Raw genomic sequence first — 14,346 nt, 5'->3', positions numbered from 1 at the left:
GTTGAATCACTAGTAGAAGTACTGTCACTTAATGAAGTAGAAGCACTTGTGCTTTCAGAATCGCTTAATGACGTACTGCCGCTCGTCGATGAGCTATCAGAAAGAGAAGTACTTGTTGAATCACTAGTAGAAGTACTGTCACTTAAAGAAGTGGATGTACTTGTGCTTTCAGAATCACTCAATGACGTGCTACCACTTGTAGATGAACTATCAGAAAGAGAAGTACTCGTTGAATCACTCGTTGACGTACTGTCACTTAATGATGATGATGCACTTGTACTTTCAGAACCACTTAGTGATGTACTACCACTTGTAGATGAGCTGTCAGAAAGTGACGTACTAGTTGAGTCACTTAATGAAGTACTGTCACTTAATGATGATGATGCACTTGTACTTTCAGAACCACTTAGTGATGTACTACCGCTTGTAGATGAACTGTCAGAAAGCGACGTGCTCGTTGAATCACTCGTATAAGTACTGTCACTTAAAGAAGTAGACGTACTAGTACTTTGAGAATCACTCAATGAAGTACTACCACTCGTCGATGAGCTGTCAGAAAGTGACGTACTAGTTGAGTCACTAGTAGAAGTACTGTCACTTAATGATGATGCACTTGTACTTTCAGAGTCACTTAATGAAGTACTACCACTTGTAGACGAGCTATCAGAAAGTGAAGTGCTCGTTGAAGTACTGTCACTCATTGAAGTTGAAGCACTTGTACTTTCAGAGTCGCTTAATGAAGTACTACCGCTCGTAGATGAACTGTCAGATAGAGACGTACTCGTTGAATCGCTCGTTGAAGTACTATCACTTAACGAAGTAGAAGCACTTGTACTTTGAGAATCGCTTAATGACGTACTGCCGCTTGTTGACGAACTATCAGAAAGTGAAGTGCTAGTCGAAGTACTGTCACTTAATGAAGTCGACGTACTTGTACTTTCGGAGTCACTCAATGATGTGCTACCGCTTGTAGATGAACTGTCAGAAAGTGACGTACTCGTTGAGTCGCTTGTTGAAGTGCTATCACTTAACGAAGTTGAAGCACTTGTACTTTGAGAATCGCTCAATGACGTACTACCGCTTGTAGATGAACTATCAGAAAGCGACGTACTCGTTGAGTCGCTTGTTGAAGTACTGTCACTTAATGAAGTGGATGTACTTGTGCTTTCAGAATCGCTCAATGACGTACTGCCGCTTGTAGATGAACTATCAGAAAGCGACGTACTCGTTGAGTCGCTTGTTGAAGTACTGTCACTTAATGAAGTGGATGTACTTGTGCTTTCAGAATCGCTCAATGAAGTACTGTCGCTTGTAGACGTACTATCACTTAACGAAGTCGACGTGCTTGCGCTTTGAGAACCACTTAATGACGCACTTGTACTGCTAGAAGTCGATGCACTATCACTCGCAGACGTACTAGAAGAAGTAGAATCACTCGCACTTGTCGAAGCACTTGCGCTATCACTTAATTTACTACTAGTACTTGTCGACGTGCTTGCGCTTTGAGAACCGCTTAATGACGCACTTGTACTGCTAGAAGTCGATGCACTATCACTCGCAGACGTACTAGAAGAAGTAGAATCACTCGCACTTGTTGAAGCACTTGCGCTATCACTTAATTTACTACTAGTACTTGTCGACGTGCTTGCGCTTTGAGAACCGCTTAATGACGCACTTGTACTGCTAGAAGTCGACGCACTATCACTTGCGGATGTACTAGAAGAAGTAGAATCACTGGCACTTGTTGAAGCACTTGCGCTATCACTTAATTTACTACTAGTACTTGCAGACGTGCTTGCACTTTGAGAACCACTTAATGACGCACTTGTACTATCAGAAGTCGAAGCGCTCGTCGAAGTCGATGCACTTAAACTGTTGCTTTTCGAATCGCTCAATGACGTACTTGTACTGTTCGAAGCCGAAATACTATTACTATTTGATGTACTATTAGAGGTACTTGTACTAGTTATAGTAGACGTGCTTTCGGAGTTGGATAGTGAATCACTAGCTGCATTACGTTCTATATTCCATGTAAATGTTTTAGTTGTTGTATTGTTACTTGCATCTTTTGAAGTAACTGTCACAGTATAACTACCTAATTGTGATGGTGTACCGCTTACTGTTTTAGTAGATGGATCATATGTTAATCCTGGAGGTAACCCAGTTACTGTGTCAGTCGTTGAACCACTATTATCACTTGTATTGATAGTGACATTGTTAATAGGTGTGAAAACTTGATTAGACTGATTACCGATATCAATCACAGGATTAGTAGTATCTACGACATTGATAGTGAAAGTAGATGATGATGAATTACCTGCTTGGTCTACTGAAGTAACCGTCACCGTATTATTGCCTAATTGAGTTGGCGTACCTGTGATTGTATTTGATGTTGAATCATAAGATAATCCAGCAGGTAGTCCAGTGACAGTATTAGTTACTGTTCCGGTACCATTATCTGTACTATTCACTGTGATTGGTGAAATAGGACTATTAATTTCTTTAGTTTGATTCGTCATATTAATTGTTGGCGCTTTAACATCTTTATAGAAGATGGTGATAGCTTGACCAGCATTAGTTAACTTAACTGTTTTATTTGTAGCATTGTATGTCGGTGCATATGTACTATCTACATTGACTAACTGATAACCCTTAGATGTTAAGTTACTTTGTTGATCATCAATGTTTACAGTATTATCAACGTCTCCAGCCAATGTTTTAGGTGGAATGATTTCTTTACCAGTATTAGCATCAACATAGTGAACTTGTGCTGTAGCAGATTCTGTATAGGTGAATGAGTCAATTTGAACTTGTTGTAAATTTCGTGCACCACCTGTAGAAGCAGTCATAGATAAAGAGAAATTGGTATTATTACTTGCTTTAATCCAATCTGAAATATTTCGTGTCCATGTTTGACCAGCATACGTGACTGTCATCACTTTTGTATCACCATTATAATCAATGACGAAATCTTGGAAGGTACCGTTAGGTTGTGTTGTTAATTTCGCTGCGTTTGCTGTCTTAGTGCTATCCGTATATGTCGATGCGACACCACTTGAGTTGGTTGTTACAAATGCACCGAATGCGCCTCCGCCTGATACATTCGCAGGGTCTTTATTGGCACTTGCTGATGCGTTTGGTTGAGAGGTATTATGATAACTATCTAGTTTAAATCCGAACGCATTATTTAAGCCACCGATACCTAAAGCTGCACCTTCTTTACCGATTTGGCCTAAAGTACCAGGTGAGAAAGCAAATCCAATTCCATCTCCGCCAGTAACGCCATCAGGACTAAAACCTTCATAACGCGTTCCTAAGTTAACTTTACCAGTGAAGTGGAAACTCTTATTGGAGTTGATTTTAGTACCAAGTGAAATGGCACCTTTTTGACTACTTGCATCCGGTGTCAGTGTAGCAATACCAGTGTTCTTATCAAAAGTTGCAGAACCAACTGTTGTGAAATGGTCGGTAAAGTTATTTTTATCAACAACAACTTGTGATGTTGTTGGTGCAATAGGTGTTGGTGTTGCAGCTGCTGCTAAACGATTGACCGCTAATCGACTAAAAGCACGTACTTTAGTAGTATTAGTTGGTTTAGTAGACTCACTTGCAACGGGTGTTGTGACTACACTTTCAGAAGCAGTATGTGTCATTCTTTCATTCACATAGGACGTTTGATTTGTAATCGATTCACTTTTAACAATGTTATTTTGATTAGATGATGATTCACTAGTTGTAGCATTGTTTGGTGTTTGACTATCTTTACTTTGTGTTGATGATTGAGACTGACCTTCATTCGTATCTACTTTAGGTTTACTAGACGTACTTTGTTGTTGGTCTTGTGAAGTAGATGTAGATTTCTGTGATTGTGTATCAGTTGATTTGTCGTTAGTAGAAGATGTTGTACTTTTAGCATCTTTACTATCGCCTTCACTTTCACTAGATGTCGTACTATTATGTTCTGATTGATCTTGCTTGGATGATTGTTCTGAGTGGCTGTCGTTATGTGATTGATCGGATTCACTTTGTTGTTCAGTTTGATCTTTCACACTCTCACTTGATTGTGTGTTTGATTGATCACTTTGACTATCTGTAGATTGAGTACTATCAGCATTGTCATTTTTTTCTGAACTTTGTGTTTTTTCTGAGGAAACCGATTCGCTATTTGAAGGATTTTCGTTGGTGCTTGCATGTTTAAGTTCTGTTGAATTTTGATTTGCAACAGCTTCACTTTGCGTGGAAAGTTCTGAAGTTATAGGCAATTCAGAAGCCGCCATAGCTTGATGATTATGTAACATATTCACTGTAAAAGCACCACCAGCTATGGTTGTAGCTTTTATAGCATTTCTTTTTACGAAATTACCTTTGTCTTGTGTTTCATCAGGACCTTCACTTGTGTGATTAGAAAAGATAGGTAATCCCATGATTTGCATGAGTTTAATTTCTTTGATACCTGATTTAATCCAGTGTTTGCCTGATTTATATAATTTAACCCGTGATTTTTCTTCTTCTAAACTGTGTTTTAAATTTCTTTGTCTTTTTGACATTGAACCATACTCCTTTTAAATGTTGCTTTGTAAGAATGGGTTAGTCTCAATGTAATAATACACTAATAAATAACTTCAATATTACAATACAAATATACCACATATAAAGAATAATAAATAATAATATTATTTGGAAAATAAATTTGTTACTTTTTGGTAACGAATAGAGCTAAATTAAATAATATTGTGTTAGCAATGTTTCTGTCGACAATTATAATTAAGCTAAATGTTTTTGAGAAAACTTATTTTTATAAATTTGCAAGTAAATAGGAAAATGTTTGATAAGGGCACACTCTGGTTTGTCTGAGGTCAATCTGACATCGGTCTTAATGATTGTAATATAAAGATAAATGAACTTAATAAGTCTTCAAAGTCTAATTGATATGCTGTTATGTTATCAATTAGGCTTTTTTAATTAATTTAATTGTGGCTATAAATTTATATTGTATTATTTACTTTTTTATAGTAATCTTTAAAACGAAATAATTACGATTTGAAAGGTTAAGGATAATAATATGGGAAATACATACGATATTTGGTGGAAAAAGGGAGAAGAAACGGATGATGATATGGCAAGGGACCATCAAGAGTCTTGGCAAAGAATCATTCAGATGCTTGATCCAGTCCATATTAAGGGACAAACAATTTTAGACTTTGGTTGTAATCAGGGTGGTTTTTTACGACAACTGTATCAGACATATGAATTTGAAAAAGGTGTGGGCATCGATTTAGCATACAACTCATTAGAAAAAGCAAACACATTAAAAGAACAACTCCCCCTCGAATACTTTTTAACGGATAAGCCTCAAACAACGGGATATAAGTTTGATACAGCTATAAGTACGTCAGTGTTATATCTTATTGAAGATGTCCCTCAACATGCAAGAGATTTAAAAGCAGTTTTAAAAGAAAAGGGTGTTTATTACGCCACATTTGCAGATCATACGAATAATCCAAGTAGATATTTTATGAAAGAAACCATCGATAAATATGGTGCGACGCCATCTCAAGATCATTCATTAAAATATATCGTTGATAGCTTTGTCGCAGAAGGTTTTGAAGTAGCAGTGATAAAAGAAAGCGTACCTGACGTTATCAATCTTACAAACTATAGTGATTTTTATTTATCTCCGAGTGACTATTTACGTACATTATTTGAAGAATCATTTTTAATTAAAGCTACATTGAAAGAAGGAACAAAATAATGAAAAAGTGAATATTATTATCGGTGGTAACTACAACGACGTTACTACTAGCGGGTTGTTCAAGTCATACTAAGGATGATCACAATATTAATGTGTCATTACCAACAGAGGCGAAAGCAGATAAATTAGATGCACAAGGTTATGATGCTGCGATGCCGGTTTATAGTGCAGTATACGATTCACTTGTTCAGTACGATAAGAAGAAAGGCATCAAAGCAGGTTTAGCAGATCGATGGAAAGTTGATAACTCAGGAAAAGAATATGAATTTCATTTGAAAGAAAATGTGAAATTCTCTGATGGGTCCAAACTAGACGCTAAAGCAGTTAAATTTTCAATTGACCGTGCTAAAAAGATGAATAAAGAAACGACTGTTGAAACATTAAAGCAATTAGATCAAGTGGTGGTAAAAGATTCACAAACAGTACAGATAAAATTGAAATAACCATCTAATCAGGTACTGAATGAACTAACACAAGTGAGACCGTTGCGTATTATGAGTCCGCATGCGCTTGAAGGTGGCAAGGTCGATGGCAAGTTTAAGAAGGCAATTGGTACTGGTGCATTCGTTGTAGATAAAGCAGGTAAGGAAAAAACGACAATGAAACCGAATAAGTATTACAATCACGAGCATCCAGTTAAATATGACTTATCTTTCCAAACGATAGAAGATGGTGATTCTAGAAATTCAGCTATACAGAGTGGTTCTGTAGATATTTCTGGTGGTTCATTAGGAATGTTATCAGACCAACAATTAAAACAAGATAAGAAAAATAAAGACTTAACAATAGAAGACCGACCAAGTACAGTTAGTCATTTTATGGCCTTTAATCCAGATCATAAGACATTAAAAGATACCAAAATAAGAGAAGCAATAAGTAAAGCCATCAATACAAAACAATTATCAGATCAACATATGCGCGGCATTTTCCAAAAGGATGTTCAATATGTAAATGATAAGAACCAACAACAGCATGACTATAATATTAAAGATACTGAAAAAATTCTTAAAGAAGAAGGCTATAAGAAAAATCATAACTGCATTTATGAAAAGGATAGTAAACCATTATCATTCAATCTTGTTATTCAAACTGCAGAATTTCCAAATTGGAAAGATAAAGCAGAACAAGTTCAAGATCAATTGAAAAAAGCAGGTATCGAATTAAAGATTAAAACATTAGATTCGCAATCGTATTATGACACGTTATGGACGAAAAAAGACTTTGATCTCATTTTCTATAGAACTTACTCAGATGCCTTAATGCCTTATAACTTTATGAATTCAGTATTTAAAAATATTGATGGTAAATCAGGGGTGCTTGCAAACGATAAAGTGTTATCAGAGAAGTTAGATGCTTACCCTAAAAAGATTAACCGTGATGAGCAACAACAGGCAATGGATGATATATTTAAACATTTTAATAGTAGTTATTATGGTGTGCCGATTGCTTATCCAAATGAAACATTTGTGACGAGTCATAAGATTGAATCATTTAAATTCTCAGGTCTTACTGATGCGCCTATCGACTATAAACATCTGAAAGTTAAGCAATAAAATGTTTAAACGTACTTTGAAATTATTGCTGTACTTATTTATGAGTTCATTCATTATATTTCTGTTAGTGGAAAAGACATCAGGAAATCCTGCCATCTTGTATTTACAAAGACATGGGTACACACATATTTCCCAGGAAAATATAGAAGCAGCACAACATCAACTAGGTCTAGGTCATCATATGATATTAAGGTATCTAGATTGGGTTGTACATGCTTTTACAGGGGATCTTGGTTATAGCTTTAGTACAAGTGAGCCAGTGACTTCTATGATTATTCAATCATTAACGCCTACATTGACATTAATGATAGTAGCAACGGCCATTTTATTACCGTTAGGATTCGCTATTGGTTATGTGGTTGGCGTCAATCCAGGTCATAAATGGGGGTTAATGCTTAGAAGTATCGCTCAAATCTTAACCTCAATGCCGGAATATTGGTTGGCGATATTATTCGTGTATTACTTTGGCATTCGCTTGCAGTTGTTACCCTTTGTAGGAAGCAGTACGTGGTTACACTTTGTGCTACCTGTTACAGTGCTAGTCATAGTAGAAGGTTGTCATATTATTCTAATGACAGCACATTTAATAGAAGGAACGCTTAAAAGTGATGCTTACCAATTAACCTTATTACGTGGTTTTAAACTAAAACATCGAATCTATGTGCAGATTAAAGATATTATCGCACCATTAGTAACGATCATGATTAATAGTATGATTCATTTGTTTGGTAAGGTTGTTATCTTAGAAGTGATTTTTAGTATGTCAGGTATAGGCAAATTATTGATTACTGCAATCAATCAACGTGATTACCCAGTAATTCAAGGTATTATCATGCTAGTAATTGTCGCAATTATGATTACGAATTACTTGGGAGATATACTAATGATTAAGAATGAACCTCGAATTCAGCACAAGCAATTAACTCAACCTAATATAGTAAGGGTGGGTAATCATGAATAAACATAAATCTGTATATATAATAGTAGGTTTTATATTCATGATGATTGTAGCTATAGTTGTTAGTTTGATACCACAACAGTTGAATGAAGCATTAGGATTACGTCCACCTAGTTTCAATCATTTATTAGGAACAGATCAGTTAGGTAGAGATTTTCTATTGCGTCTTATCCAGGGAAGTATCGTGACGATTGGATTAACGATGACAGTAATCGTGTTAAGTATCGGTATCGGTTTAATACTGGGATTAATTGCAGGTATAGAAGGACGTTGGTTTGATAAAAGTTGTATGTTTTTAGCGGATTTATTATTAGCTATCCCATCGTTTATTATTGCTTTAGTTGTTTTAAGTTTAGTGAGTGATTCAATGCTAGGATTACTATTTGCACTCACAATAGGATGGTTAGGACGCTACTTACGTTACTTTAGAAATTTAACTAGAGATTTACAAAAGCAACCTTTTATTACTTACGCAGTATTAAGTGGTAATTCTAAGATGAAAACAACATTAGTGCATACTATTCCTCATCTAATGAGTAATGTACTAGCCCTAATTACTGCAGATATAGGTAAAATTATGTTAAGCATTTCAGGGTTAGCCTTTTTAGGTCTAGGGATTAAACCACCCACACCTGAATTAGGGACAATATTATTTGATGGTAAGAGTTACTTTAGTGCGGCACCGTGGTTATTCTTCTTCCCGGGACTACTATTAGGAGGTTATGCTTTATTATTTCAAATGCTCAACAACAAAATAATGAAATAACAACCTTTGTGAGTGTCGATTGTTTAAGTGTTTTTAACAATGCGCGCACATTATTAAATTCAATTTCTGTAGATATTCAAAAGGGTGCGTTTCATTGTGTTATAGGTGAAAGTGGTAGTGGGAAGTCCTTGTTAATTCGTACAATATTAAATATGACTTCTTCAGAATTATCGTATCAAGGGCAAATTGATATCAATTTGGCCAACGTTGATGCAGTGTTTCAAGATACAACGAGTAACATGTTTCAAAATATTCCCCTTGATAAACACTTTGATATGTTATATCAAGCGCAATCATCGAAATTGACCAAGTCAGAGCGACGTGTGCAGTTGATTGAAATGATGACAGCCTTTGGTTTAGAAGAACCACAACGCTTATTAAAATCTTATCCTTTCGAATTGAGTGGTGGTATGGCTCAAAGAGTTGCGCTAATGATGGCATTGATTAGCAAGCCTCAATGTTTAGTTTTAGACGAACCTACAAGTGCACTCGATCAGAAAAATAGTCAAAAGGTAATGCGTTATCTTTCGAAGATAATGAAGGAAAAACAGATGACGATGATATTTATCACACATGATCTTAATTTAGTAGAAGATTATGCGACACATATTAGCATTATGAAAGAAGGTCATCTCCTAGAAAATGGTACTGCTAAGGAGATACTTCAACATCCCAAAGACGATTATACGAAGAAATTAATCGACATTGCGCATAGGAGAAAGCAATATGCTTACAATCAAACAACTGTCTAAAAGTATTCAACATCAACCGATTTTAAAAGATATAACATTAGATTTAACAGAAGGTCATTTACTGATATGTGGAAAAAGTGGTAGCGGGAAGTCTACTTTAGCGAAAATGATAGCTGGATTAGATTTAGATTATACTGGCCAAATCAAGTACAATGGCATTTCAAGAAAAGACACTCAAACGAAAAGATGGATGAAACAGATTCAATATGTACCACAATATCAAAGCAATACATTAGATCATCGAAAAAGAGTACGTGATATCTTATTAACGCCGTTGAAAAATCATCATTTTGATCCGTCAACTTATCATGAGAGAATCACGACAGTACTTAAACAATGTATTTTACCTCAGTCGATTTTAGATCAACGTGTAAGTACATTGAGTGGTGGCCAATTTCAGCGACTTTGGATTGCTAAAGCTCTTATTATGGAACCACAAATATTAATACTTGATGAAGCAACTACGAATTTAGACATTATTAATGAAGAAACGATTCTCAACATGCTAAAGGAATTAACACAGATTCAAATGATTATCATCTCACACGATTCATATGTGTTAGATTACTTTAAGGGTCAGAGACTCGACTTGGATTTATAAAATTGATTGAGCCATATTGTAGTGAACATGATTCACTATGATATGGCTTTTTGTATGAAAAAAAGGATTGCCCTTGAGCACGCTCCATGGTTTACAATGTTTGTAACAGAAGTGGAGGTCGTAGTCATGAATGTATCGATTATGTCATTCGCAGTTTCCTTTTGAAATACTACTCTTTGAAACGGAAAGCTATTATAGATGTTATGACATTAATCATTTTTGTTATACTTTCAATCTCATTTGTAGAATTGTATGAAGGGTTATTAGCTATTGCTATTGCTCAATTAGTAACATTTGTGATGAAAGCTGTAGTAGAGATAGTTATATTTGTTAAATTAGACACTGCTTCAAAACAAGTAAATAATAGGGAAGTTGATGATATATGATAAATAAATTAAAAATATTTATAAGAAAATTATTATTAAGAAAATCAACAATGAGTTTATATAAGAAGTTGAGGCACATTAAGGTAAATGTAATGCGCATATTAAGTGATGAACAATTTGTAAAACTAAATGTATATTTTAATACGGGTATTAAAATAAATTTAGAAAATCCAAAAATGTATGTTGAAAAATTAAATTGGTTGAAATTAAATTATCGGAACCCACTTCAAACGTCGTATACAGATAAGTATCAAATGCGCACTAACCTTATAGCTAAAGGATATGAATATATATTACCACCACTGATAGGTGTATATGAAAAGTTTGAAGATATACAGTTTTCTAGAATGCCCAGTAAAGTGTTTGTAAAAACTAATCATTCTTCAGGCATGAACCAAGTAATTACTAGAAGTTCAACAGATTTAGATAAAGCAAAACATAACTTTAACAAATCACTAAAACAAAATTATTATAAGTTCTCACGGGAATGGAACTATAAAAATATTAAACCTAAACTGTTAGTAGAACATTACTTAGATATGTCAGAATATCTAGATTATAAATTCTTTGTATTTAATGGGAAGGTTGAATTCTTTGCTGTAATTAAAGATATTATTGATGAAACTGGGAATCAATCTTTGGAAAGTCAATTTAATTTATATGATTTAGACTTAAAGCCACTGAATGTTGATGTAAAGCGAAAAACTTTTGATGATACAAACTTTGAATTTAGTCCTTTTATAAAAGAAATGATAGATATTTCAGAAGATTTGGCTTCGCCATTTCCATTTGTAAGAGTGGATTTTCTAGTAAGTCAATCCAAATTTTTATTCGGAGAAATGACCTTCCATCCTAATGGAGGAGAATTAGTCTTCTATCCGTTATCTAAAGATTATGAATATGGTAAGAAAATAAATCTTAATAATATTCCTAATCAATTTATTAAAAAGAGGGATTAAAATGAAACGATTTTTTGATATTTTTAGTTCGTTATTTGCAATTACAGTACTTTCACCTATATTAATCATTGTTTCGATTGCAATTAAATTAGAGACTGAAGGGGATGTAATTTTTAAACAAAAGCGTCCGGGATTATATAATAAACTATTTAATATTTATAAATTTAGATCAATGAGAATAGATACACCGAATGTAGCGACAGATTTATTAGATCCTACAGATTATATTACTAAAACAGGCAAATTTATACGTAAAACTTCATTAGATGAATTACCCCAACTTTTTAATATTATTAATGGGGATATGTCAGTAGTTGGTCCTCGTCCAGCTCTATATAATCAATATGAATTGATAGAAAAAAGAACTAAGGAAAAAATCCATACTATAAAACCTGGTTTGACAGGGTTAGCACAAGTAATGGGACGTGATGATATTTCAGACGATGAAAAGGTAAGATATGATAAGTTTTATCTAGATAATCAATCTTTTAAATTAGATATGTATATTATCTATAAAACAATACAAAATACTATTTCTTCTGAAGGGATTAGTCATTAATGAGAAAAAAAGTTTTAATTACAGGTGAGAAAAGTTATATTGGTAATCATTTAGAGAGATACCTTTCTAGTTGTGGCTATCAAGTAGAGCGTTTAAATATGAAATCAATTAATTGGAAGAAAAAGGATTTTACTGAAATAGAAGTGGTCATACATTTAGCTGCACTTGTCCATAATAATATGCCAAATGCATCTATGTTAGATTATATGAATGTTAATTATCATATGTCTATAGAGTTAGTGAATAAAGCTAAAGAACAAGGTGTAAAGCAATTTATATTCTTTAGTACTATGAGCGTTTATGGAGAAGAAGGTAGTTTAAATCAATCTGTAGAAATATCTAGAGATACACCATGTAAACCGAAAACTATGTATGGAAAATCAAAATGGTTAGCTGAGGAAAAAATAAAATCGTATGATGATGAGAACTTTATTGTAAACATTGTTAGGCCTCCAATGGTATATGGAAAAAATGCACCAGGAAATTTTATGAAATTGATTAAAGTTGCTTCGCTACTACCAGTCTTTCCTAAAATAAATAACGAAAGGAGTGTGTTGTATATAGATACATTGTGTCAACATATACAACATTTAATGAACATTCGCTTTAATACAATTACTCATCCACAAAACGAATCATATATGGCAACTAATCAAGCTTTGTCATTTATCAGAGAAGAACTTGGAAAGAAAATAAATATCATTGAAATACCAATACCAAGATTAATATTAAAATATTTATCCCAAAATAGAGCTATGAATAAAATATATGGTAATTTGACATATACAATGGATATAGATGATGAATTAGTAGCAACACATACTAAGTCCTTTAAACAAACAATTCATGAAACTGTAAACAAATAATGTATAAATAGGAATTTGACAACACGCATTTGATTTTTTACAGATTATTTACATTTGTTTACTATTAGTTTCTTTATATTGGGAGCGGGAATGAAAAATTATCTAATATAAAGGAGAGATTAGTAATGAAACATACTAAAACAATAGCTTTATTATCATCAGCAGCCATTTTATTAGGTGCGTGCGGTAACGGTGGCAGTGATTCTGCTTCAAATAAGAAAGATGAAGGTACGAAAGACGCCACTGTAGCGGTTAAAGATATTGAGACAAAGCCTGAAGATGCAATTAAAAAGGCACAACAAACATATAAAAACCAAGATTTAAAAGATATTTCTTATGAGAAATCAAATGGTGACTGGGTCTATAAAGTTGAACAACAAGATACGAAAAATAATAAAGAGTCTGAAGTTATCATCAATGATAAAGATAAAAAAGTGATTCACAAAGAAACTGAAAAAGGTGAATCTAATCAGTCGAATGACGCATTTAAATACAGTGATGTGAAGAATTATAAAGATGCTATTAAATCAGCGCAAAAAGACTTTGATGGAGATGTGAAAGAGTGGTCATTATCAAAAGATGATGGCAAGTTAGTTTATAACTTTGATCTACAAAAAGGTAAAGAAAAGCATGAAGTGACTGTCGATGCTAAAACTGGAAAAGTATTAGACAATCAAAAAGACGATTAAAATAAATCCTCTATATGAAGATCAAGCCTGGGACATAAGTAAAATGTCTCAGGCTTCAATTTTTTTAATATATTTCCAATAATTTCTTCCAGTTATAAGAAACCATAACCGCAATGCTCATAATTAGTAACAAGATGACGAGTTCAGAAGCCATGTAACCTTGTGATAAGTGTACTGTAAATAGGGCGCCTAACATAATGACGATAAATCCAGCAGCAACGTAATTTGAAAATAATCCGATAATCATTAAAATACCACCGATAAATTCAAATAATCCTAATATAATTCCTAAAAATGCAGGGAATCCTAACCCAGACATCATTTCCATAGGCTCTTTAAATCCGCTAAATACCTTTTGTGATCCATGTATTGTAAATGTAATACCTAACATCAGTCTAATTAATAGTAATCCTAAGCGCATAAATACTTACCCTCCCTTTAAATATATTTTATATACTAGATATGGTTAGTATACTACAATAAGATTATTTTCAATGCAACCACG

General features: G+C 33.8%; 12 protein-coding genes and 1 pseudogene. 11 read left to right on the top strand and 2 right to left on the bottom strand.

Annotation, left to right across the window (positions count from 1 at the left end):
• Nucleotides 1–4,547 (bottom strand): lectin-like domain-containing protein (locus tag ACJQQZ_RS10445; RefSeq protein WP_408023136.1); only part of this gene is annotated, 4,547 nt, incomplete at its 3' end.
• A gap of 515 nt (nt 4,548–5,062) precedes the next feature.
• Between ACJQQZ_RS10445 and ACJQQZ_RS10440 the strand changes: the two genes are divergently transcribed.
• From ACJQQZ_RS10440 to ACJQQZ_RS10390, 11 genes and pseudogenes are all read left to right on the top strand, one after another.
• On the top strand, nt 5,063–5,752 hold the full coding sequence (locus ACJQQZ_RS10440; protein ID WP_408023135.1) for a class I SAM-dependent methyltransferase: 690 nt from the start codon (nt 5,063–5,065) through the stop codon (nt 5,750–5,752).
• A gap of 11 nt (nt 5,753–5,763) precedes the next feature.
• A pseudogene (locus ACJQQZ_RS10435) lies at nt 5,764–7,305 on the top strand (ABC transporter substrate-binding protein).
• 1 nt (nt 7,306) lies between these two features.
• Nucleotides 7,307–8,266, top strand: a complete 960-nt coding sequence (locus ACJQQZ_RS10430; protein WP_145506587.1) for an ABC transporter permease — start codon at nt 7,307–7,309, stop codon at nt 8,264–8,266.
• Complete coding sequence (locus ACJQQZ_RS10425; RefSeq protein WP_145506584.1) at nt 8,259–9,029, top strand: ABC transporter permease; 771 nt, start codon at nt 8,259–8,261, stop codon at nt 9,027–9,029. The genes ACJQQZ_RS10430 and ACJQQZ_RS10425 overlap by 8 nt, the downstream gene beginning before the upstream one ends.
• An 8-nt stretch (nt 9,030–9,037) precedes the next feature.
• Nucleotides 9,038–9,781 carry an ATP-binding cassette domain-containing protein gene (locus tag ACJQQZ_RS10420; protein ID WP_145506581.1) on the top strand — a complete coding sequence of 248 codons (744 nt, stop codon included), beginning with the start codon at nt 9,038–9,040 and terminating at the stop codon, nt 9,779–9,781.
• Nucleotides 9,756–10,382, top strand: coding sequence for an ABC transporter ATP-binding protein (locus tag ACJQQZ_RS10415; protein WP_145506578.1), 627 nt, complete (start codon nt 9,756–9,758; stop codon nt 10,380–10,382). Before ACJQQZ_RS10420 ends, ACJQQZ_RS10415 begins: the two co-directional genes overlap by 26 nt.
• Before the next feature lie 176 nt (nt 10,383–10,558).
• On the top strand, nt 10,559–10,768 hold the full coding sequence (locus ACJQQZ_RS10410) for a hypothetical protein (RefSeq protein ID WP_145506575.1): 210 nt from the start codon (nt 10,559–10,561) through the stop codon (nt 10,766–10,768).
• Between the two features lie 92 nt (nt 10,769–10,860).
• Nucleotides 10,861–11,727 carry an ATP-grasp fold amidoligase family protein gene (locus ACJQQZ_RS10405; RefSeq protein ID WP_241004991.1) on the top strand — a complete coding sequence of 289 codons (867 nt, stop codon included), beginning with the start codon at nt 10,861–10,863 and terminating at the stop codon, nt 11,725–11,727.
• 1 nt (nt 11,728) lies between these two features.
• Entirely contained in the window at nt 11,729–12,286 is a 558-nt protein-coding gene (locus ACJQQZ_RS10400) for a sugar transferase (RefSeq protein ID WP_145506566.1), read from the top strand.
• The gene (locus ACJQQZ_RS10395; protein ID WP_145506563.1) at nt 12,286–13,152 is read left to right on the top strand and encodes an NAD-dependent epimerase/dehydratase family protein; all 867 of its coding nucleotides are present in this window, start codon (nt 12,286–12,288) and stop codon (nt 13,150–13,152) included. The genes ACJQQZ_RS10400 and ACJQQZ_RS10395 overlap by 1 nt, the downstream gene beginning before the upstream one ends.
• Nucleotides 13,153–13,277: 125 nt before the next feature.
• The gene (locus ACJQQZ_RS10390; RefSeq protein ID WP_145506560.1) at nt 13,278–13,841 is read left to right on the top strand and encodes a PepSY domain-containing protein; all 564 of its coding nucleotides are present in this window, start codon (nt 13,278–13,280) and stop codon (nt 13,839–13,841) included.
• 64 nt (nt 13,842–13,905) lie between these two features.
• Here the strand turns inward: ACJQQZ_RS10390 and ACJQQZ_RS10385 are convergent, their stop codons facing one another.
• Nucleotides 13,906–14,262 carry a DoxX family protein gene (locus ACJQQZ_RS10385; RefSeq protein ID WP_145506557.1) on the bottom strand — a complete coding sequence of 119 codons (357 nt, stop codon included), beginning with the start codon at nt 14,260–14,262 and terminating at the stop codon, nt 13,906–13,908.
• Nucleotides 14,263–14,346 lie beyond the last annotated feature (84 nt).

It is taken from the genome of Staphylococcus sp. KUGN1, assembly GCF_045984185.1.
In the GTDB taxonomy this organism is placed as follows: Bacteria; Bacillota; Bacilli; order Staphylococcales; family Staphylococcaceae; genus Staphylococcus; species Staphylococcus warneri_A.
The sequence above is the reverse complement of the archived record's forward strand: the minus strand, read 5'-3'. Positions and strand labels throughout refer to the sequence as shown.

Excerpts from the sequence above, each read along its gene's own strand:
- ACJQQZ_RS10395 (WP_145506563.1), top strand. The coding sequence starts at position 12,286 with ATGAGAAAAAAAGTTTTAATTACAGGTGAGAAAAGTTATATTGGTAAT.
- ACJQQZ_RS10425 (WP_145506584.1), top strand. The coding sequence starts at position 8,259 with ATGAATAAACATAAATCTGTATATATAATAGTAGGTTTTATATTCATG.
- ACJQQZ_RS10385 (WP_145506557.1), bottom strand. The coding sequence starts at position 14,262 with ATGCGCTTAGGATTACTATTAATTAGACTGATGTTAGGTATTACATTT.
- ACJQQZ_RS10390 (WP_145506560.1), top strand. The coding sequence starts at position 13,278 with ATGAAACATACTAAAACAATAGCTTTATTATCATCAGCAGCCATTTTA.
- ACJQQZ_RS10440 (WP_408023135.1), top strand. The coding sequence starts at position 5,063 with ATGGGAAATACATACGATATTTGGTGGAAAAAGGGAGAAGAAACGGAT.
- ACJQQZ_RS10405 (WP_241004991.1), top strand. The coding sequence starts at position 10,861 with ATGCGCATATTAAGTGATGAACAATTTGTAAAACTAAATGTATATTTT.
- ACJQQZ_RS10415 (WP_145506578.1), top strand. The coding sequence starts at position 9,756 with ATGCTTACAATCAAACAACTGTCTAAAAGTATTCAACATCAACCGATT.
- ACJQQZ_RS10430 (WP_145506587.1), top strand. The coding sequence starts at position 7,307 with ATGTTTAAACGTACTTTGAAATTATTGCTGTACTTATTTATGAGTTCA.
- ACJQQZ_RS10400 (WP_145506566.1), top strand. The coding sequence starts at position 11,729 with ATGAAACGATTTTTTGATATTTTTAGTTCGTTATTTGCAATTACAGTA.